General features: G+C 58.2%; 17 protein-coding genes and 2 pseudogenes. 5 read left to right on the plus strand and 14 right to left on the minus strand.

All coding sequences use genetic code 11. The features are described from left to right. Positions 1-701: 701 nt before the first annotated feature. The 5 genes from ACVIGA_RS25115 to ACVIGA_RS25135 form a co-directional block, all read right to left on the minus strand. Positions 702-1,055, minus strand: coding sequence for a helix-turn-helix transcriptional regulator (locus ACVIGA_RS25115; protein ID WP_456668392.1), 354 nt, complete (start codon positions 1,053-1,055; stop codon positions 702-704). Between the two features lie 862 nt (positions 1,056-1,917). Beyond that, a complete protein-coding gene (locus ACVIGA_RS25120; RefSeq protein ID WP_224943706.1) occupies positions 1,918-2,562 on the minus strand; it encodes a UPF0149 family protein in 645 nt (214 codons plus the stop codon). Then, a complete protein-coding gene (gene tnpC, locus ACVIGA_RS25125; RefSeq protein ID WP_208067377.1) occupies positions 2,559-4,109 on the minus strand; it encodes an IS66 family transposase in 1,551 nt (516 codons plus the stop codon). The genes ACVIGA_RS25120 and tnpC overlap by 4 nt, the downstream gene beginning before the upstream one ends. A gap of 50 nt (positions 4,110-4,159) precedes the next feature. Further along, positions 4,160-4,516, minus strand: coding sequence for an IS66 family insertion sequence element accessory protein TnpB (gene tnpB, locus ACVIGA_RS25130; protein ID WP_176528770.1), 357 nt, complete (start codon positions 4,514-4,516; stop codon positions 4,160-4,162). Then, positions 4,513-4,821, minus strand: a complete 309-nt coding sequence (locus ACVIGA_RS25135; protein WP_420840936.1) for a transposase — start codon at positions 4,819-4,821, stop codon at positions 4,513-4,515. Before ACVIGA_RS25135 ends, tnpB begins: the two co-directional genes overlap by 4 nt. Positions 4,822-5,965: 1,144 nt before the next feature. Here ACVIGA_RS25135 and ACVIGA_RS25140 point away from each other — a divergent pair. The 3 genes and pseudogenes from ACVIGA_RS25140 to ACVIGA_RS25150 form a co-directional block, all read left to right on the plus strand. Further along, positions 5,966-7,768 (plus strand): hypothetical protein, encoded by a 1,803-nt coding sequence (locus ACVIGA_RS25140; protein ID WP_456668393.1) that lies wholly within the window; start codon positions 5,966-5,968, stop codon positions 7,766-7,768. Between the two features lie 16 nt (positions 7,769-7,784). Beyond that, the gene (locus ACVIGA_RS25145) at positions 7,785-9,326 is read left to right on the plus strand and encodes a hypothetical protein (protein WP_456668394.1); all 1,542 of its coding nucleotides are present in this window, start codon (positions 7,785-7,787) and stop codon (positions 9,324-9,326) included. Positions 9,327-9,370: 44 nt separating this feature from the next. After that, positions 9,371-9,900 (plus strand): annotated as a pseudogene (locus tag ACVIGA_RS25150) (transposase); the annotation flags it as partial. Between the two features lie 441 nt (positions 9,901-10,341). Here ACVIGA_RS25150 and ACVIGA_RS25155 read toward each other — a convergent pair. Beyond that, positions 10,342-10,536, minus strand: a complete 195-nt coding sequence (locus ACVIGA_RS25155; protein ID WP_338695218.1) for a hypothetical protein — start codon at positions 10,534-10,536, stop codon at positions 10,342-10,344. Between the two features lie 195 nt (positions 10,537-10,731). On the opposite strand from ACVIGA_RS25155, the gene ACVIGA_RS25160 reads away from it, so the two are divergent. Beyond that, positions 10,732-11,154, plus strand: coding sequence for a replication-relaxation family protein (locus ACVIGA_RS25160; RefSeq protein WP_414645996.1), 423 nt, complete (start codon positions 10,732-10,734; stop codon positions 11,152-11,154). A gap of 115 nt (positions 11,155-11,269) precedes the next feature. On the opposite strand, the gene ACVIGA_RS25165 is transcribed toward ACVIGA_RS25160, so the two are convergent. Continuing rightward, positions 11,270-11,443 carry an IS66 family transposase gene (locus ACVIGA_RS25165; RefSeq protein WP_456668395.1) on the minus strand — a complete coding sequence of 58 codons (174 nt, stop codon included), beginning with the start codon at positions 11,441-11,443 and terminating at the stop codon, positions 11,270-11,272. A gap of 296 nt (positions 11,444-11,739) precedes the next feature. After that, entirely contained in the window at positions 11,740-11,949 is a 210-nt protein-coding gene (locus tag ACVIGA_RS25170; RefSeq protein ID WP_338695222.1) for a hypothetical protein, read from the minus strand. A gap of 550 nt (positions 11,950-12,499) precedes the next feature. On the opposite strand from ACVIGA_RS25170, the pseudogene ACVIGA_RS25175 reads away from it, so the two are divergent. Continuing rightward, positions 12,500-13,827: pseudogene (locus ACVIGA_RS25175) on the plus strand (IS3 family transposase). Between the two features lie 289 nt (positions 13,828-14,116). Here ACVIGA_RS25175 and ACVIGA_RS25180 read toward each other — a convergent pair. The 6 genes from ACVIGA_RS25180 to ACVIGA_RS25205 form a co-directional block, all read right to left on the minus strand. After that, positions 14,117-14,803, minus strand: a complete 687-nt coding sequence (locus ACVIGA_RS25180) for a hypothetical protein (protein WP_456668396.1) — start codon at positions 14,801-14,803, stop codon at positions 14,117-14,119. A 50-nt stretch (positions 14,804-14,853) separates the two neighbouring features. Next, positions 14,854-15,216, minus strand: coding sequence for a hypothetical protein (locus ACVIGA_RS25185; protein ID WP_456668397.1), 363 nt, complete (start codon positions 15,214-15,216; stop codon positions 14,854-14,856). Positions 15,217-15,374: 158 nt separating this feature from the next. Continuing rightward, the gene (locus ACVIGA_RS25190; RefSeq protein WP_456668398.1) at positions 15,375-16,139 is read right to left on the minus strand and encodes a HesA/MoeB/ThiF family protein; all 765 of its coding nucleotides are present in this window, start codon (positions 16,137-16,139) and stop codon (positions 15,375-15,377) included. Between the two features lie 188 nt (positions 16,140-16,327). After that, complete coding sequence (locus ACVIGA_RS25195; RefSeq protein ID WP_456670884.1) at positions 16,328-16,603, minus strand: helix-turn-helix transcriptional regulator; 276 nt, start codon at positions 16,601-16,603, stop codon at positions 16,328-16,330. A 281-nt stretch (positions 16,604-16,884) separates the two neighbouring features. After that, the gene (locus ACVIGA_RS25200; protein WP_456668399.1) at positions 16,885-18,234 is read right to left on the minus strand and encodes a hypothetical protein; all 1,350 of its coding nucleotides are present in this window, start codon (positions 18,232-18,234) and stop codon (positions 16,885-16,887) included. Positions 18,235-18,264: 30 nt separating this feature from the next. After that, the gene (locus ACVIGA_RS25205; RefSeq protein ID WP_456668400.1) at positions 18,265-20,046 is read right to left on the minus strand and encodes a recombinase family protein; all 1,782 of its coding nucleotides are present in this window, start codon (positions 20,044-20,046) and stop codon (positions 18,265-18,267) included. Positions 20,047-20,404 lie beyond the last annotated feature (358 nt).

The following is a 20,404-nucleotide window of genomic DNA, read 5'->3' on the forward strand; positions in this document are numbered from 1 at the left end:
AAGCGCCCAACCGCCTTCGCGATCTCTTGGGCCTGCATGCGCAGGCGACCAGGTTCATGCGCCGCAAGTGCAAATCGGTTTACATCTTCCTTGGCTTGATCGACTAGAGTTGCTCGCTGCGCCTCGTTGGCCGCACCGGCATCGAAGCGACCTTATCAAATTTGTTGAAAGCGAATGAGGATGCTAGGGCGATTACCCTAAACCTCGCCACTCCTGGAAGAACACGAGTCCCAGAGCCGCTGCATCGAAAAGGCCCATTCGGCGGTCCTCACTCATCCACGGTTTGCGAGGCGGCGGGACATATCGCCCAAGCGCAGGAATATGCCGCGCGATCAGCCCAGCTAGGCTATGCTTGTTCGGGCATCCGTAGTGCTCGAACGCTGCTCGGACCTTATCGCGCGAATATGCAAAGACGGGAACGTCGCGGTCTTTCGCGAGCGCACGGATCGAGGAATTGAGACTCGTGATCCACCGCGCTCGTTGCGTGCCTTGCTCGGACGTGTCCTGGATAACGAGGACATCAGGAGCGTATCGATCGAGAATTTGCGTAATGCGCGCGAGACATGCTTGACGTTTTCGAAGCCCGCGCATCTCGCGTATTCCCCAATCGAACGGCGAGGTGTGGCCCTCGAACACGACGAATGCGAAACCGCGCGTGTTTATGTAGATTGCGAGAGTGAGCCCATGTCGACCGGCTTGCCTCATACGACACGAAGAATGCGCGTCTCAGCTCGTTCCAGTAATCTCTCTAGGAAGTCCAACTTGAATTGCGTCGTGTTAGACGGGTTTCCCTGAAGCTCCTCATAGAGATCATTTGCTCGCCGAACGGTGATCTCATGAAGCTCCGCCATAAGCCCGGGAAACAGTTCCGAGGGAGTTGTATCGAACAGCAGCGCGAATATAAACGCAGCCTCAAGGCTCGGTTTGCGCTTCGCGCCCTCAAGGCGCGAGATAGCCGTGCGACACTTGACCCCGATAAGAAAAGCAATCTCCTTTTGCGTAAATCCAAAACGGCGGCGTAAAGGTCGTATGTATGATGTGAGGTCGTAGTTCATAGCGTGGTGGCCTTATGACAGGCACACACGCAATTATTCACCTGAGAACGCCTCAGTTCGAGACACGAAAAAGTGCCGACTTGTCACCGAAATAGAACGCCGTACCCCATTTTGGCTTTGACAATAGTGCCAGCGTTTCGATGAAAGGAGGGTGGAGCGGGACAAGGGGACGTGGGGAGCTCGCGCGGGCGTGCCGAGAGTCGCTACTTGTCGATCATGCCGTAATCACCGCCACCCTATGGCGTATCTACGTCCCCGAAGTCCCATGTCCCCTTCTGTATCCATCATTACGTTACCGGCAAAGACATTCACGCCGTAACGTTCGCACAGAAGCTCCACTTTCTCCGTCTCGTTCAGCGGAACGAACGTGCAATCGCTACGCTCTCGCCACGACATCTCGGCGTACAGTGGCGTATCGCGGCAACTCGAGGGTCCGTAGTTTCCCACGGGTCGCCGAGAGGTTAGTTGCTGACACTCATTTGGACTACTACCACAACCGGGAGGCATTCATTCGCCCCTACCCGCGAATGCCAAGGGTTTCACAACGGTTGATCAACAACTTGGTGCGGTTCGGCGCATTGGGCCGGAACGGAAGCGATTGCTGGTATCGAAAGCCATCGCCTACACGGTAGAGTGCGCTTCCTAAAGACAAAATAAAAACGAGCCGATCTGTGTCGCGAAGGTGACGCAGCAAAGTGTTCACGTCGATAACGTGGTCGCGCTGTCAGCCTCGATGAGCACTAAAGACCTGAGTTGCGTTTGCAAGGTATGCCGACCATCCTGAGCGACTCCAAACAGCCGAAGCCCGGATGGGCAGTAGAAAGTAAACGGTGCGAGAGGGCCACGACTTGGCGCGGACGGCCTACGCACCGCGCTTGAAGCGTATAGGCATCCAGAACTGCCGCAGGGCCTCAACGGCTACGGGAATGTCGCGCCGGACGTTTTGAGCGACGGGCAGCGTTCCCAGCGTGTGCCGGGCCGGGGGTAGCAAGGGCCGACCGGCGTCGTCGATGCAATGGACCAAGATCGGCCGCAGCATAAGGTGTTCGGTTCCGTTCGGGGAGAGAAGCCGCGACCAGACGAGAAGCCGAAGCTTCATGACGGCGTAGAAGCCCATGCACCAGGGCTGCGGGTCGACTTCGCCGTCCGGTGATCGCACGAACAGCGGCTCGAAGCTCTCCGGTCCCGTCGACAGCGTCTCGCTGATTGCGTTGTGGCGCATCAGCGTGGCGGCGATCGCCGAGAACTCCTCGGTGTCGTGATTGAAGGCGTCGGGATCTACGCCGAGGAGCGGGCACACCCATTCCTCGGACGCCATCGAGACCGGCCCGGCAACGACCGCGGCCACCGCGCCGTCGAGCATGGAGAGCGACGTCGCCCGCGGATGCCGAAGCGTCGGCGACCTGGCGCGCTCGCTGATCCATTGCCCGAGCCGTTCGAACGACATGGCATAGTCCGCCATCGTCGTCTTGGCCCGTTTTCCTCGCCGTTGCTTCGGCTTCGTCATGCCACGGCCCGCTTTTCGGCTTCGCGTGCGGCCTTCCAGTTCCAGGCCAGAAGTTCGTGCAGCTGGTTGGTCTTCGTGGCGCCGCTCACCATGCGATCGAGAACGTCGATGAGATACGCCTCGGGGTCGAGACCATTCAATTTCGCTGTGTTAAGAAGCGAAGCGAGTATCGCCCAAGTCTCGCCCCCGCCTTCGTCACCACTGAACAACGAGTTCTTTTTTCCGATCGCAATGGGCCTGATCGATCGCTCGACCGTGTTGGTGTCCGGCTCGAGCCGCCCGTCATCCAGGAACGCCGTCAGGCCCTGCCAGCGTTCGAGCATGTAGTCGATCGCCTTGATGAGCGTCGAGCGGCGGGAGATCCCGTCCTTCACCGCGATCAGACGGATCCTCAACGCTTCCATCAGCGGCTTCGTCTCGGCCTGTCGCGTCGCGCGGCGTTCCCCGGCGTCGAGACCGCGGATCCTCTCCTCGATCGCGTAGACGGCCGCAATGCGCTCGATGACCTCCGCGGCGAAGGGTGAGTTCGTCGTCTTGTGCACCCTCACGAAGTTGCGGCGCGCGTGAACGAGACAATACGCCAGCTGGATCTGGCCCGACATCTTCGCATCGCCCGCCAGCGAGGCGTAGGCGGCATAGCCGTCGACTTGCAGCACGCCTTCGAAGCCGGCCAACTGCGCCACGATCTCCTTCTTGCCGCGACCACCTGCGAACACGTAGGCGACCGCCGGCGGCGCCGGCCCCTTCCACGCCCGATCGTCCGTCGCGTGCGCCCAGAACTGGCAGATCCTCGTGCGGCCGCGTCCCGGATCGAGCACTGGCATCGGCGTCTCGTCGCAGAACAGCCGCTCGAAGCCGTGCATAGTCTTCAGTTGCAGATCGTAGAGGCCCCTGACCAGCCACGCCGCGCTCCCCATCCAGCGCGCCAGCGTCTGACGGTCGACGACGACACCCTGACCCGCCAGGATCTGCGTCTGGCGGTAGAGCGTCGATTGCCAGGCATATTTGGCCGCGGCGATATGCGCGATCAGCGCCGTCGTCGCCATGCCGCCCTCGACGAGCCGCGCCGGTGCCGGGGCCTGGACAATCGCGCCCTCACAGGAGCGGCAGGCGTATTTTGGACGGATCGTGCGGAGCACACGCAGCCACGCGGGAACCCGATCGAGCGCTTCGCTGCTCTCCTCGCCGATCCGATGCATCTGACCCGTGCAGCACGGGCACCGCGTGGACGCCGGCTCGATCACCCGCTCGATCCGGGGCAGATGCGCCGGCAGTGCGCCGATGTTGCGCCTCGCTTTGCGCCGCTTCGGTCTCGGCGCGTCCGGTTTGTCGTCATTGGCCGGGAGCTGTGAGCCGGCGGTCGGTTCCAGATCAAACGCGATCTGTTCGGCGCAGACGATCGCCGAGCGCTCCGATCGTGCGCCGAAGATCAGGCTCTTCAACGTGGCGATCTCTGCGCGCAGATCATCGTTCTCGCCTTCGAAAGCCAACACCATCTCGGCAAGAGCTGCAGGGTCACAGGGGAGATCTTCGGGGCGAAGCGCCATATCGCAGAGCTACACGAACACACTCACAATCGCCAGCAAAACAAGACGCTTCAGGCAACCTTCGTCGGCCGCTTCGTCACCTTGGGGACCACACGCGACCACTCCGCAAGACCTTCAATCAGCATCGCCAGTTGCGCCCCCGTTACCGGCATCGTACCCTCGTGAACAGGTGGCCAGGCGAAGCCCCCATTCTCCAGCCACTTCGTCGCTAGAACCATTCCCGAGCCGTCAAAAACCAGTAACTTCAAACGATCCGATCGCTTCGATCGGAAGACATAAACGTCACCGCTGTAGGGCTTGCCGCCCAATCCCTCCGCTACCAGCGCGACAAGGCCATGAACGCCTTTACGAAAGTCAATCGGCTGCGTCGCGACGAACACACGGACCATTGGACCGAAAGAGATCATCGCGTCGATCTCACCGCCGCCAGCACGCGCTCCAGCGTCGCAGTGTCGACGCGGACAGGCACGCGCACCGTCGCGCCCGCGATCATCACCTCGATCCGCTCGGCCGGCCCCGTCAGAACATGCGCCTTATCGATCGCGTTCGGCTGCGCCTCGACGGCGGCGTCGAGCCTGACTTGCACGAACTGCGGCGCTTCGCTCGACGCGAGCCGCGCCTGGCGCCGCCACACACTGAGCAGTCCCCGGTTCACCCCGTTGCGTCGAGCCACCTCGGAAATGCTCGTCTCCGGATCGGCGCTCTCGGCCACGATCCGCGCCTTCTCCGCATCGCTCCAACTGCGCCGTCGCCTTTCCCCTGTGATCACCTCGATCCGTTGATAGGAGGCGGCATCATGCCTGTCTTGATGTCTGTCTTGATGCATGGAACGAGCGTCCCTCGCGTTGTCAAATCCACGCGCGAGTCTCGCTCATCCCGTCCACTTAAACGAGGTGGGGTTGTCGTACCGCTATCAGTAGAAACGCCGTGAACGACCGGGTCAGCTCAACCTTAGCTAATAAGGCAATCGCACAAATGCCGCTCATGGGCGGCATTTCTGATTCTTGGAGTGTTGTACTTGCGGAAATGATGGGAGCTTGCGCGCGGGGCGGGCCGCCCTTCACCTCAGAGGACGAACACAGGGGCTAGGGAAGCCTACCAGTTTCGGTAGTAACTTCGACTAAGGATCAGCGGTATTCTACAAATATCGAGCGCGGTGCGAAAGAATTCCGCCGGGCCCCTAAGAGCCGTCAAATGGTTGTTGCTGTGTTTGCGGTAGAGCAACCAACAAGGCCACCATAGCATGCTCAGCGCCGAGCAAATTGCGGAAGCCAAGACGCGGTTTCGCTGTCACGGACAAGACAATCCTCACGAACATGACGACTGCATCAGGATCGCATACGAATGGCTCGATGCGCAGACCACGACGAAGGGGTTCTTGAACCGTACCCACCCAATCAAACATTTCATCGAAAGGTGGGGCGGGAGATACGTTTCATCATCAGACGTGCAAGTTGCGGCGGAAATACACCCTCGTATCAAGGGCAAGTATCCTCATTTTAATATCAGTTCTCGCCTTACACTCCCCTCCGATCGACGCCTAGCAGATATTTCGGAAGCGAGAACACAAAGTTACCAACTTACGTCGGCGCACATCACGCAAACGTATTTTCGAATCGAAGAACCCTAGAACCATCATAATGGCGGCCCCAATCTGGTCAGGGCCAGCGAATGACAGCTTAGAAAGCAGAGAGGTTTGTCGTCGGCGCCCTCTTTAGAGAGAGCTGGGGAATATTCAGTGCCTGGAGCTAGGTTACAAAACACGGGCGGGCGGGCGGGGCGACGCAGAACGCGACACGCGCACACAATCACCTGCGAATGCGAGCGTCGCGGCGAACCGCGGAGGAGATCAGGTTATGGAGATCATCAAGTTCGGGCTCCCAGCCTTCATCGAGGACTTTCCGCCGAATAGTCCCGAATATGCCAACCTGAGCCATCGTTGGACCATCAACGTCAACGGCTGGATCCAGCAGGCGACCCCTGACCCGGCCTACTACTTCTACAATCCACTCGACACTGATATCCCTTCGGGCACGGAGGCAGTGTTGGTCGAATGGGTGGCGTTTCCGGGCCGACTTGACCAGTACTATTCCGAGACGCCGCCGGTCAGTCCACCGAACCCATACAATCTCCTACAGACCCAGGTTTATGAACTGGCCGACACCGGCTATTACGATACCGGTCGGAAAACTTTCGAGAACATTCCGGCGACGCTCTGTCCGCAGGCCGATTGGAGCGGAGCGCTGAAGACGTTCGGACCCTACGGCCCGCGTGGCTGGCTCGACGAATATTGCGAATGGTCGACGGTGCGCGACGGCGACGGCAATCTCATCCGCGTCGATTTTGCCTGCGAGAACCCTGAATACTGGAATACGATGTGGAAGGTGTCGCAGGAGCGGGTGCGCGAGCTCTACGAACAGACGCTCAACCACGGGGCGTCAGTCGTGAACCAGATCAAGGTCACCCTCGACGACCTTACCCTGATGGATTCGAGTGGCAATCCCGTGATTGATCCCGACACCGGCAAGCGCGCTTACAATCCGCTCAACAAATGGAATTCGGGGCCGATTGCAACGCGCGGCGGCGCCAATCCGTACGGCGGGGTTATGCATCTCACCAGCACGCCGAATACCTTGCAGACCGAGCTCGGCCTCGCCGGCGCTGCCACGGTGCAATACGTGCCGCCCCAGTTTCAGGACGATCCGGCCAGTCGCAACAGCGATTCCCAGGCGCTGATCTGCTGCGGCAACTACGGCCAAGCATATCGCCACAGCGATCCAACCATCGGCCAGACCGTCAATCAGGTGGTGGGCGGGCAATATGCTGGCATGCCACTGCGCGCCTGCCTCGCCAATCCGGTCGGGCTCTATATCCAGGTGCCGGATTCGTCGAGATTCGCCTTCGGGCCCAACATCAAGGCCGGCGTCGACGTGCCCGGCGACGCCAAACCGATCGACATCTACCAGATTCTGCGCGGTTCTGCCGAGGTCAACGATCCGGTCAGCGGGGCACCGTTCCGCGGCAACATGGTGCTGCATGCGGCCGTGCAGATTCCAGGGAGCTGGCTCGCCATGAATCCGAATCTAACGCTTGCCGACATGCTGATTAACGGTCAGCCAATCCAATGGGGCGGTCAAATTGCGAACCAGTTTAAGATCGGCTTGTTCGCGCGGCCGCTGTCGGCGGACCGGGCTGCGCCGCTCGCCGATTGCTCCAGCTCGACGCCGACGCCCGGCGCGCCACTGCAATGCGTGTGGGCGGTCTTGTGGGACGCCATGAGCGAGGTCACTGAACCATGTCCGACCGGCGCCAAGATGCCGCTCACCAGCAACAGCACCTTCATCGCGCCCTGGCTGCCGGCCGACGGTTCGGCGCAGAACCTCGTGCTGACCGGCAATCCAACCAGTGAGCCGGTCTCGGTACAGGTCCAGCTTGCCGACGGCTCGGGGCCGGATCTGAGCATTGCGGTTACCCTCCACAGCGCGACGCCGACCTTCTACGCGGTGCCGGGCAATTCCTATCCAGGCAATTACACGGCACTTGCTGTCACCGTAACGGTGCCGAGCGGCGCCACCACCGGCCTGCGCGGCATCCAGATCACCCAGACCACCAGCAATACCGTCCTGGCTCTTCCGGCCGCGGTCTACATCACGGACTAGAGCCATGGCGTACTGCTTGCGGACACTCGTCCTCGCCGCCGCTCTGTTCGCATTCGCGCGCGGCGGTCCGGCGCTAGCGCAGCCGACCGACCCCAATCCCTGCGGTGCCATCGGCGTGACCCAGGTGCAGCCGAAGGCGACACTGCCAACTTATTTCAGCGCCGCCTCGAAGAACCAGATCGCAGCAGACTGCTTCGCCTGGCAGGAGTTCATTTACCTCAACTGGAAGGCCGACCGGAACGATCCGGGGGCGCCGGATTCGAATACCCAGTGGTCGAGTTTCGGCATGCCGGGCGATACCTCGGCGACAGTCTGGGAGAGCTTCCTCTCGGCGAGCCAGGCGTTCACGCAATCGGCCGCGCGCGCCAAATCGGCTTGGCAGGACAGGCGTCCACCAACGAAAATGCTGTTCAATGTGTCGAAGCTCGGAGACGCTGTGCTCGATAACATCGGCCAGGCTGGCAATGGCAAGTGGATCACCGACCAGCGCGGCGTTCCGGCATTGTATGAGATCCTGTTGAACAAGGATGAATACGCCTACATCACCACCAATGTGTTCGACGATTCGGATCTTACCACATTCGCCGGCCAGCATGCCTGCGCCTCGCAGCAGGGCCAGAACGGACGCGGTGGCTTCAATCTGCCAGCCGGCAATGCCCAGGGCAACACAGACGTCGACTGCAAGGGCAATGTCACCACCTATGGCCAGGGCGTAGGCGCCATCGAGATCAAGGCCGCCTGGGTGGCGCTGCCGTCGGACGGTTCGCTCAACTACCGTTACAAGACCGCGCTCGCCGAATACACCCTGCCTGGCGGCAAGCCTGTTCAAGCGACCATGGGCCTCGTCGGCCTGCACATCATCCACAAGGTGCCGGGCGCCAACCAGTTCGTCTGGGCGACCTTCGAGCAGATTGACAATGATCCCGATGACAACAACGGCAATCCGGTCGCGCCAACCTTGCCGCGCAATCCCAACCAGAAGCCATCGCCGGGCTATACGTTCTTCAATCCGAACTGCAATCCGCAGGCCGACATCTATTATCGCTGCAAGCCCAACAACCCGCCGGGCGACGCGTGTCCGATTGGCAAGCCGCCGACGCCAGACTGCTTTCCCTATTCGGCGCCGATGCAGATCACCCGCATCACGCCTGTGGACTCGCAGGCGAATTCCGTCACTGATTATGCTTGGAGAATCCTGCCGGCGGATTCGGTGTTCAACTATTACCGCCTGATCGACGTGCAATGGCCGAACAGCCCGCAGCCAGTACCGCCGCAGAGCACTGTACCGCTCTCGACCGGCGACATCACGCCGTCGAGCGCCAGTCACATCGTCGCCAACACCACACTTGAGACCTACTTGCAGACCCAGAAGTCATGCATGGATTGTCATCAATCCGCCAGGATAGGCAATCCATCGCAGCAAATAACCGCTAAAATTGCCGGCCGCCGGGTGCGCCGCGTCTTGGTCGCGTCGCCAAAAGGGTGGATGGGTGCAACTGATAATCCGGACTACGCGTCCGATTATTCCTTCGTATTTACTGTGGAAACGAACCGATGAGCTGAAAGGGAACAGTCCAATCCTGCTCAGGACGGACCATCAGAAGGGCGATCCGCCGCACCTTCGGTTCGGCCGCTGCGATCCAGCGCTGCCAGATCCACAAGGCGCGCAACATCATGGAACGCCTGCCGAAAGAGCATCATGCGGCCACCCGTCGGGTGCTGCGCCAGGCCTGGCAGCTCGATGACGCCGACAAGGCTGAAAAATTGATCCACAATCTCGCGCGTCGACTCGACCAGCAATGGCCGGCGTAGCGGCCAGCATCCTCGAAGGCCTCGACGAAATCCTGACTGTCGTCCGGTTGAAGCTGCCGAAGGAGCTTCGTCGATCGCTCGCCTGTACCAACATCGCCGAGAACATGATGGGCACCATTCGCCGCGTCACGCGCAACGTCAAACGCTGCCGGGATGCCGGTATGGCCTTGCGATGGGTCGCGGCCGGCATGATCGAGGCCAACAACGGCTTCCGACGATTGAAGGCGCATAAGCAATTGTCGGTTCTGCGTGCGGCTCTTCACGCTCACCACGATCGCATGACGATCAAGCCCGTAGCCCACGTCTCGAGGGCCGCGTAACATTCATTCCGGCAACGTCGTGTAGTTCAACACCGATCGGACATCCCCATCCTAGTTAGCAGTGAAGGAGAAAGCTTGTGCCTCTGCCTAAAACGTCTAAGCCCGCCGGGTCCGGGTGGTTCTCGTTAATTCTCGGTGTCGCGCTCATTCTTGTAGTGGTCGTAATGGCGTCGCTTCGAAGGCGGGCTAAAGATGTCGTCGATCCCGATCTGCTTCTCGCAGCGTGGATGATATGTTCCGGCGTTATCATGGGAATATGGGGACTTCAGCGTATTATCAGAACTACGGCAAAGTGGGATTTCCAAATAGGGCAGGACACTATCAATGTGTGTGTTGCAATAATTGCGGTGACCTTCACGATTCTGGCAATCATTTTGCAAAAGTAACCTTGGGCCACGGCTGCCGGGATGGGCAAAAGCCCGCCGAAGCGGGCTTTGAAGTTCATTGGACGGCTCCGGTCTGTTTTGCTGGGCACGTGCTCGCCCGGTGCCCGGGTTCGCCGCAGACCGAGCACTTCGGTGCCCGTCGCTCTTTCACAGATCCACCGAGCAGCTCCTGGAGTTCAGTATCCAGTTCCTCGCGCTTTGCAATCAGCTCTTTAACGCGCGCGATCTTGGTATCGATGTCCACCTGCATCACCTCCTCTCTTGAAGTGAGTGTATAAGGCGTGCGACCATGCGCGTCCTTATGGACAGTGACAGAAAACTCAAGTGATGTTTCGCTATGTGTCGCTACATGGTTGAGTGAGACTGTACGATGATTTTTCACTTTTTGTTGCGTTCGCGGGGGTCGACGGCGCGACGCGCGGGCGATTCTGGTACGGTCCCCGACATGCACGATGTTACAAATACGAAGCGCACGCGCCGGCCGCGATTCCGCCGCTCATCGGAGCCGCCGGTTTTTCGCGTAACCGATGATGACGTGGTCATCCTACGCTTGCTCGCGCGGCATCGCTTCCTGCGCTCAACGCACATCTCCGCGCTTGTCGACCGCTCACTCGACCGCACCAATGATCGACTCTGTCGACCCTTTCACGCCGGATACATCGATCGCCCACGCGCGCGGCTCGACTACTATCCGACCGCGGGCTCGGCTCCAATGGTGTATGCGCTCGCCGATCTCGGAGCCAACTTACTCAACGACCGTGAACCGCACACAGCCCTCGAAGATCGAGTGGAGCGGAAAGAATCGCGAAGCAGGCCGCCCGTTCATGGAACATCAACTGGAAATCGTGGACTTCCAGGTCCCGCTTGAGCGTGCCGTGCGGGATCGCTGCGATATCCGCCTCATCCGTTCTGACGAACTCATCGCTGCATTTCCTGAGCAAATACGTGGCGTTCGCAATCCACTCGCGATGCGGACCTGCGTCTCACATAGCGGGAGCGGCCACGACATCGGCCTTATCCCAGATCTTATCTTCGGACTCGGATTCCAATACGGTTCGCGCCGCTGTTTCATGGTAGAGATCGATCGGATCTGGCCGCAGCTTCTCGGACTTCGCGCCGAACTTCTCGCGCCGCAATTCCCTGAGAATAACCTCCATCCCAGGCCGCGACACCGCAGTACGCCATCGTTTCCCAACCTCTCATCGAAGAGATCGAAGTGAAAGCGTTTTATGGCGCTGACATCAAGCGCCTTTCCCGATTATCCGCAGATCTACTCGGATTTTATATCGACCAAAGCCGAAGAGCGCCGCAAACGTTGCCAGAACCAAGGGCACACCGACAAAGACACGGACGACGCACGATACTTCGCCTTGTCGTGTCGATGAAGTTCGGTATCACCCGGCTGAACCGGGAGGATCCATCTCTGGGCATAACGGCCGATTCGATATCGGATTTAAGTGCCTCTCTTGGTCGCCAATTGCATCCTTGCTAGAAGATCAGCTTTTTCAGATAGTTGCTTTTTGGCCTCTAGTTGAGCTCTACTGGCGAGCGATGCCTTTTCAGTTAACTGACGCTTTGCTTCCAGCTGATGTTTGGCGACGGTATCTGCTTTCGCAGCTAGTTGCTTCTTCGCTTCAAGCTGAAGAGAGGCTGTATCAGACATTCCCGCACTCCTTTGCTAAGTTGGGGATGTGAGTCTTAACGAATGCAGTTTGTTCGTCGTTTAATCCGGCGAGCAAGCGCTCTGCGGTCAGATCGGCTGAGGTGAGCTCGCAGTCTTTTGTCAGGCTTGGATCCTTGCCTTCGATTGTAAAGCTAACCTGCTTTTCGAACCCAGCCTGACAGAGCTTCGATAGAGCACATTTGATGCATGGGCTTCTATCTCTGGAAGCCTTCAGGTACCCCTTTTCCGCGATGCAGAATTCGTCGAAGTCGGGTCCATCATATAGAAGGTTTGGGTCAACGTTATAGCGCGGCGACATATCGCCCCCTCCACGTCTTATTATCCCGAACTCATATTGCACCGACGTGTGCAGCAATTCAACTACAATCTTCGGGCGAGCTGCAGGAATTCAGTTTCTACAGTGGCCGGCAGCGTCGATTAGGCGAGTTACCCGCCGAACGCAAGGCTGTTCGCGGTCAGTCCTGCGAGACAGATTGAAGGATTTTGCGGAGGGAGGATTTCTGGTTCATCGTAGCCACCAGGAGCGAAGATGAAGCAGAAATCCGGACCGGGCAAAGCACCGGCAGAACAAGTTCTAAACGACATTAGGCGACAGCCACGCCGGCATTATTCGGCGGAAGAGAATATCCGCATTGTGCTGGAAGGGTTGCGCGGCGAGGAAAATATCTCCGAGCTGTGCCCGCGAGGGCATTGCCGCCTCGATGTATTACGGCTGGTCCAAGGAGTTCCTCGCGGCCGGCGAGCGCCGCTTGGCGGGCGACGCGGCGCGAGCTGCGACCTCCGGCGAGGTGAAGGATCTCCGCGGGGAGACCGCCGCCCTGAAGGAGGTCGTAGCCGATCTGACCCCGGAGAACCATCTGCTCAAAAAACGCATGAACGGGGATGGGGAGGACGAGGCATGAGGTATCCCGCCTCCCAGAAGGCCGAGATCATCCAGCTGGTCGAGCAATCGCATCTTCCGGTCAAGCGCACGCTGGACAAGCTCGGTATCCCACGCGTCACGTTCTATCGCTGGTATGATCGCTACCGCGAGGGGGGCGTTGAAGCGCTGGCCGATCACCGGTCTCGACCAGACCGGTCGCATCCCCGACGATGTGCGGGGCTAGATCATCGACCTGGCGCTGGAGTTACCTGAGCTGTCGCCACGCGAACTGGCCGTGCGGTTCACCGACGAACGAAAGTACTTTGTGTCCGAAGCGTCGGTCTATCGGCTGCTGAAGGCCATGACCTCATCGCCAGCCCGGCCTATGTGGTGATCAAGGCGGCGAACGAGTTCAAGGACAAGACGACGGCGTCAACCAGCTCTGGAAGACCGACTTCACCTAGCTCGAGATCACCGGACGGTGGTGGTACTATCTCTCGACGGTGCTTGACGACTTCTCGCGCTTCGTCATGGCCTGGAGGCTTGGTTCCACCATGTGCGCTTCCGACGTCACGGCCACCCTCGACCAGGCACTCGCTTGCATCCGGCCTTGACCACATCGCCGTCGCGCACCGGCCAAGGCTTCTCAGCGACAATGGTTCGAGTTACGTGGCGGACGATCTGGCCAAGTGGCTCGACCAGAAGGGCATGCAGCATGTGCGCGGTGCTCCAGACCCAGGGAAAGATCGAGCGCTGGCATCAGACGCTGAAGAACCATTCTGCTTGACAACTACTACCTGCCTGGCGATCTCGAACGGCAGATATCGGCCTTCGTCGAACACTACAATCAAGTTCGCTATCATGAGAGCATCGACAACCTCACACCAGCCGATGTCTACTTCGGCAGAGCCGAGGCGATCCTCGCTGAGCGAAAACGGATCCAGCGCGACACCATTGCAAGCCGCCGCTTGCAGCATCAACTGCAGGCTGCTTAAACTCTAACCCCTGATGAGCCAGAGCCTCCCTTCTCGAATCTGATCAGTCTCAAATCATCTGACGCGGACAAGCAGACTGCTAACGTACATGCATAGCGCTACCGTTTGCGGATTGTGTACGTCTTTGTGAGCGTTTCTTTAAATATGAACCACCCAAGCCAAACTAGGAAAAATCCGAATGCCAGCAGTAAGAGCCATTCGAGGTTTAAGTTCGCTACCCCGTAGGCGTCAACGAAATAGCAAGCGTCTCGAATGGTTACCAACCCCAGCAGGCCAATTGAGATCGCAACTACGTAGGGCATCGATGCACCCGATGTTTCTTGACCTTGGCGTCGAGGTCAGCGCGCATGCATTGATAGATCTTCTTGATCATCCAGCGCTTATGGCCCGCGGAGGACCACCGATCTGTGCGCACTCGTTTGACGATCGCAAAATATGGAGCCATCCACTCCTCAATCGGGATGTGCTTTGCCGCCAAATCGGGGCTCGCCTCCTCGAAGACAATCTCAGCAGGAATAGGGGCTGGCTGGCCCAGCCGGACAATCCAGCCCGTAAATGTTGGCGCTCCGACGTCCGCGTCCATCGTGATGATCGGCGCTAAAAAGTCTTTCCAGTTCTTCTGGGCCTCCGCAGCCCGCTGCAACGCTGCGCGAATAGAAGGCATGTCTCCCTGACCGCTACCGGCTACGCCGCCGGTTAGGTTCTTCAGGTTTGATGGGTGCGTGTGGATCACGCCGAGAACGTATTTGTTTGCGGGAAGCAATTCCATGTTGAGGTAGTATTCAATAAATGGCGCGTTGAGCTGAACGTGGCCCGGGCCTCTGTTTAAGCGGCCGTCGGGCCCAACCATTGGCGGCATCGGTCTGCAATCGGTCACACGGTGCGGATCACTGAGGCTCCCCGCGAGAATTGCGTAGTGCTCGGGCGGATGTCGGCAAATCGAATTCAAAAGAATCTGCCGGACGCCATGATCCATTCTAATTATCGGATGATCTCCACCACTGAGAGCTCCCTCATGATCTCCTTTTAGCTCCATGGTTTGCCATCGCGGATATAACGAGACGTGCGTTCAGCCCACAACATCGCGAGAAAAATGGCTGCCGGTAGATCACGAGGCTCTTTGCCGGGCCAGATGCAGATGCGGGGTCGTCCCATGCAGAGGCCCAACCGATGGGTGGCACTCGCATCGCTGGCACGGCCACCATAGTCTCGCTGTTGCTCGATGAAAATGTTGTAGCTTTCCGCGGTGCGCTCGAACCGGAACACGAAGAAATCGCCAAGTACGCTTTGGTGGCTCAGTCGCCCGTTGCTCTGGTCGGGAACCTGTTGACGGATTGAAGCCAGGTTCGGGTTGCCGCCGCAGTATACATTCTTTAACTGCACAGGCATCGATCCCTCCGTCCCCGGTCTCACTGCGATGGGCAGTCGCCTGCCCATCGCATCGCTCTGGTCGAGTTCGGCTCCCCAATCAATGGAAAGTGTCAGGACCAATCGGTGATGGTTCCCAGACGGAAAGACGTTGAGCTGTCGTTCCCATACTCTTCTCCTCACTGCCTATCGCGCTCCTGGTTAGGGTCTTCCGGGCGCTGCACCGGAGGCTTCGCGCACGCGCTCGTGCCACACACCGGGCACCGCCAGCCGACGGGAAGCGGCTCGCGGTAGGCTCGGATCGGAAAAATCTCTCCACTTGCGGCATGAATTCCATTCAATCCGATCCAGCATGGCAGCTTGATGAAATGCTCCCCAATGGATGCGATGGATAAGGTCGATCCGGCCCGGCAGTGGAGAAGTCCGAGCGCGACCCAAGCCGCCTTGACATTCAAGGTCTCCGGAACGATGCGGTGACTATTGTAAAACGGCGACGATTGATGTCCGGCCTCATGAAGATCGCACGCGCTCTTGAGAAAGCACCGCACGCAGCCGAGCCCGGCAGCATTGCGCAAAGTGCCCGCGATAACGTATTGCCGATTGTCGCCTTCCGTCCTGATATGCAACGCATCGATGCCGAGCTGAACGGCGGCTCGGCTCAGTCGAATTGCCGCAGACAGACTATCTGTTCCGTCGATGACGAGATCGGCACTTCCAAGGACGGCGTCGAGATCTTCAAGCTCATTGTCGCGGCAGGCGAACGTCTCGACGCGCGCATCTGGATTAATGCGCCTGACACGATTGGCAGCAACATCCCCCTTTAGTTGTCCGATGTCATCGCACGCGAAGCCGGACTGACCAATATTTTCGCGCTCGACGATGCCGCCGTCGACGAGGATAAAATGACCGATTCCAGTTGAGGCAAGAAATTCGACGTTGCTCAAGCTCCTACCGGTGCCGAGGAACGCGATCGTTGTCCCGGACAGGAGCCGGGTGCAGAGCTGTCCCCGTTGTCGATCCGCTATTTCACCCATCACAGTATTACTCCTGGATGTGGTGAGGATTGAATCACGGCCAGTCGCCGCTGAGAATCGATCATGAATGCGGCATTTTGACTCACAAGCGCGGGCGGCTATGTCACCTGCCGGTCTCTCCTATTAATTGAGTAAAAAAATCTCAGCCCCAAAGCCGCCGCGTCAAAGATCCCCATGCACGCGTTCTCGCTCAAGGACGACATCTTGAAGACGAGCGCGCGTATGGATACCGCATCAACACTCGGCCTTCGCTTAGACCCTTCAATTCGCGCGACGGTGGTTCTCCTTACACCGATCAAAACGGCCAGCCCCTCCTGGGTGAATCCCAAGCGGCGGCAAAGCGGACGAAGGTATGATCTGCGAGGGTGGTGCATATAGTGATACGGCCAGCCAGTAAGAATGACAGGCACGCTCACTATAATCGCATACGGTACGATCCCTTTCGAGACGCGAAAAGTGCCCGCGTGGAACGAATGAGACACAAAACACGCGGCGCGCCATTTCCTCTCGTGGCTGTAGGAATCATGCACAACGTCACATGACGAGGAGGTGGACGTGGGGACATGGGGGCGTGAAGGGCGCCGCCGCGCCTTGGAGCTGTAAGTACTCGTACTAGAACATTTCGTCGCCCTGTTTCGTTGTGGAAGGTGCGCTACTACGTCCCCGTAATCCCCACGTCCCCCTTTGCCGCCGGGACATCGGTGATGATATTCACACCGTATCGGCCGCACAGCAGCTCTACTTTCTGCCTCTCATTCATGGGAACTACATACACGCCGTGACTCTTGTAGGTTTGCAGGTTGAGCTTCTTTCTCAAAATGCTGCCAATCCACCGATTCGTGATCGGTCGCTCGTACTCGGCGCCGTACCGCTCAATGAGCCCCATGGTGACATCGGCGACGGGAACGATCGGGCGGTCTGTCGTAATCATTAACTCCGCGAGAATTTCGAGCACCTGAGCTTCCATGAGGAGGCCACGTTCCGCAACGATCGAGGCCTGAGCCTTATGAGCCGCGTGCCGAAGTTCGGCACGCAGTCCCGGGTCCCCTATGACGCTGAGTAGGGGCAACATGATCTGGTTGAGGCGTGGTTCGAGCTTTGGATCAGCCAAAGTCGGGTCGAGCTTGACATCATGCCTTCTATGAAAGCGATACAGTAGCAGCTTGTTGCGTAGCTCGCGCGCTTCTTCCTTGAACGTTTCCGGAAGGTTGATCGGAACATCATCCCGAAGCGGCCGTGCGCCCGTTTCCTCTGTGATAAACCGGCTCTCTAATCCTCGATCTTCATAGAGGCCGCGCGTGGCCACGATCTTGGGACCAAACACATGGAATGCCTGCGGGTTGAACTCCCGTTGTTGGTTCATCATGGTGCGCAGCACCGGCATGCCACGCACATTGCCATTGTTGAGAATTTTGACAATTTCTGATCGCTCGTCGCTAAAGCGAAAATCGGCCTCATCGAAGATTAGCGTTCCGCGGAAAGCATCGAGCGTATGGAATATTGGCGAGACGGTCGAAGCGCCGCTCGCGAAGAACGGTTTGTAGCAAAGCGAACCAATAGTGAGGAGCATGCGCGTCTTGCCCGTGCCGAAGTCGCCGCGAAGCCGCAGGTACGGCAGGTCATTGAATGCATCGTAGAGCCACGTCAGCAAGACGTAATAACAAGCGACCTTCTCGAAGGACGGACTGAGGTCCGCGTACCGATGTATGAACTCCGCAATTTCCGAAACGAGCTGTTGCTCACTGCCGTAGATGCGAGGCTCTGATGGCAGAAGCACAACCTCGTTCTTGATAAGATTGTTGTTCGGAGAGAATGGGACGAGCCGGTGCCGCTCCGACACGTCTACGTGGCTTTGCAGCGTCCAGCGTCCGGCATTGAATATGGCAAGAGACGTGTTCCGAGTTTCCGGCCGGTATACGAGTTCAACAATCGTCCCGTCCTCGAGCACCTCTGAAACCGTTGGGATGATCTTCCTTTTCTGTTCGCCCTGCGCTGGTCCCGGCATAGAACTGAGCGTACAGACCTGATGAGCAACTCAAAGACTGGGTTCCGTTCCTTCGGGGCACGAACGATGCTCTGTGGGTGCTACGGATCGAAGTATCCTCCCTTTCTGATCACGGCTCACGATATTTCGTTCATAGCGAGGAGCCGGAAGCGCGATGCAAAACTGAAAGGGAACGTGGCACATTTTCGGATGTCGAGTTACGCTCACACCATCCCTATGGCTAGTTTTAAACTCGACATGATCTTTTACCGGAATATAGCCGTGGACCTGTAATTGCTGGGGTGTTCCCACGACTTGCTCTACCGTGCTCAGTAGTATCGCCCGTCTCGCTTGAAAACTCAAGTTGTGGAGCATTGTCTGAGCCGCATCAGAGAATTCTCTGATCTCGGAGGCACTCGGCATTTCGGTGACATCAATAGCGCTCGATTCTTGTTGCGCGCTCGCAATTTCGTTTTTTAACAACGCGAGTTTCTCCCGCAGCGGGATCGTGTACTCCCTCAACTGTTCGACCGTGAACAGGCCAGCGCCATACGCCTTGTTGTAACGATGCCCCTGTGCCTTCAATGCAGTAACTTCCTTTTCCGCCGCGGCAACGTCGCCACCAGATGACTGCAATTTCGCCCGGCGCGTCCCCAACCAGCGACTGACCTGTTCAGAGAGCAGTTCTTCCGAGCCCATCAAATTGGCGATCTTCTCCCAAACAAGCCTGTCGGCGACGCGTGCATTTATTCCCCGTTCTTTGCACGTTGCGGACAGAGGAAAGCTGAGCACTCTATCGCTGCAACGATAATACAGGTGCTTGCCCTGCATCGGTCCTTCGCCGGTTCTAGTCCTCCCGCACACGCATCGAATCTTGCCAGCAAGGAGATATTCGTTCTTTTTGTTCCGTTGAGACAGCGCGAAGTTAGCGTCGAGTTGTGCGCGAGCGCGTTCGAAGAGCTCCTTATCTATGATCGCTGGTACCGGAATAATGAACCACTCGTCTCCTGGTCTCATTCGGCGACTCGTCTTTTTTACTTTTCGATACGCGTCTTGCTTGATTGGATGCTGAGGCGCTACGGCGTATGATGCGCCCCAGTGGGCTTCGCCGATGTACCCCTTGTGCCTCAGCAATGTGCTGAGCGTACTCGTGTTCCATACCCCCCGCTTGCTTCTGCGGGGTTTTATGCCGAGTCCCTGCAGTCTGCGCACGACTTTCCGCAAGGTGCAGCCGTCGTCGGCGACCCAGCTGAAAATCAACTTCACAATCCGCGCTTCCTCCGGATTAACTTCGTAATATCCGTGCTTGCCGTCGAGCTTGGGAATATAGTTATAGCCATAGAGTGCCTCACTTACGAGGATGTGGCCCTCTTTTACTTTGCGAAGTTTACCGAGCCGAAAGCGTTCAGCGATTTTCGCCCGCTCATACTCCGCAAACAGACCTCGCACACCATGCAAAATTTTCTCTTCGCTATTCTTCGGGGCAGACACAGTAACAAATATGATCTCAATTTCGGCCTCGCGCAGCTCGTCCATCACCAGTTCTTGGTAAGAATATCGTCGAGCTAGCCGATCCGGGTCATAGACCAAAACGGCCTGCCATGTTTTTCCTCGCGCTTCCTGGCGCAGCTGATCCAGTGACGGTCTGGCAAGAATGTCTCCACTCCAACCGTCGTCAATATACTCTTTGACGATGCTATAACCGTGCTGATGAGCGAAATCGCGAAGCGCTATTAGTTGGGTCTCGACGGTTCCTTCCTCTTCTTGTCGAGCAGTCGAGACTCTCGCGTATATCGCAATCAGCTTTGCGTCCGCTAGCTCAGGACGAGTCATAGACTACAGTTTACTGCCGCCTCCGGAACGAGTCGAATCCGATGCGGGGCGGCGGGCCGCTTTCAATACTTCGTCGAAGAGAATGCTAAAAGCGCTGTCGAGCCGACGTTGCCGCTCAACCGACTGTTCATCTGTTGATCGATAACAAACGTTAAGTGCCGTCGACTTCCGCATCCGGATATCATGCACTGTCAAGCAGATAGGATGCTAGGCGGTCGAAATTGCTAAAGACGCACAAACACCCTCCGCTGAGACCGACAGCGCGCCAGCTCGGCAACTCTGCTGGGAGCCAACGAGGACGTTAGAACTTTGCATGGAAAACGTGCCGAGTGGGCACGAGAAATTTCACGCGAGCTGC

Source organism: Bradyrhizobium sp. USDA 3240, assembly GCF_054063295.1.

What these genes read in the sequence shown, in the direction of transcription:
- ACVIGA_RS25205 (WP_456668400.1), bottom strand. Translation starts at nt 20,046, where the DNA reads ATGACTCGTCCTGAGCTAGCGGACGCAAAGCTGATTGCGATATACGCG.
- tnpB (WP_176528770.1), bottom strand. Translation starts at nt 4,516, where the DNA reads ATGATCTCTTTCGGTCCAATGGTCCGTGTGTTCGTCGCGACGCAGCCG.
- ACVIGA_RS25170 (WP_338695222.1), bottom strand. Translation starts at nt 11,949, where the DNA reads ATGTCTGATACAGCCTCTCTTCAGCTTGAAGCGAAGAAGCAACTAGCT.
- ACVIGA_RS25160 (WP_414645996.1), top strand. Translation starts at nt 10,732, where the DNA reads ATGCACGATGTTACAAATACGAAGCGCACGCGCCGGCCGCGATTCCGC.
- tnpC (WP_208067377.1), bottom strand. Translation starts at nt 4,109, where the DNA reads ATGGCGCTTCGCCCCGAAGATCTCCCCTGTGACCCTGCAGCTCTTGCC.
- ACVIGA_RS25115 (WP_456668392.1), bottom strand. Translation starts at nt 1,055, where the DNA reads ATGAACTACGACCTCACATCATACATACGACCTTTACGCCGCCGTTTT.
- ACVIGA_RS25120 (WP_224943706.1), bottom strand. Translation starts at nt 2,562, where the DNA reads ATGACGAAGCCGAAGCAACGGCGAGGAAAACGGGCCAAGACGACGATG.
- ACVIGA_RS25195 (WP_456670884.1), bottom strand. Translation starts at nt 16,603, where the DNA reads ATGCACCACCCTCGCAGATCATACCTTCGTCCGCTTTGCCGCCGCTTG.
- ACVIGA_RS25155 (WP_338695218.1), bottom strand. Translation starts at nt 10,536, where the DNA reads ATGCAGGTGGACATCGATACCAAGATCGCGCGCGTTAAAGAGCTGATT.
- ACVIGA_RS25165 (WP_456668395.1), bottom strand. Translation starts at nt 11,443, where the DNA reads ATGGAGGTTATTCTCAGGGAATTGCGGCGCGAGAAGTTCGGCGCGAAG.
- ACVIGA_RS25200 (WP_456668399.1), bottom strand. Translation starts at nt 18,234, where the DNA reads ATGCCGGGACCAGCGCAGGGCGAACAGAAAAGGAAGATCATCCCAACG.
- ACVIGA_RS25180 (WP_456668396.1), bottom strand. Translation starts at nt 14,803, where the DNA reads ATGGATCATGGCGTCCGGCAGATTCTTTTGAATTCGATTTGCCGACAT.
- ACVIGA_RS25185 (WP_456668397.1), bottom strand. Translation starts at nt 15,216, where the DNA reads ATGCCTGTGCAGTTAAAGAATGTATACTGCGGCGGCAACCCGAACCTG.
- ACVIGA_RS25140 (WP_456668393.1), top strand. Translation starts at nt 5,966, where the DNA reads ATGGAGATCATCAAGTTCGGGCTCCCAGCCTTCATCGAGGACTTTCCG.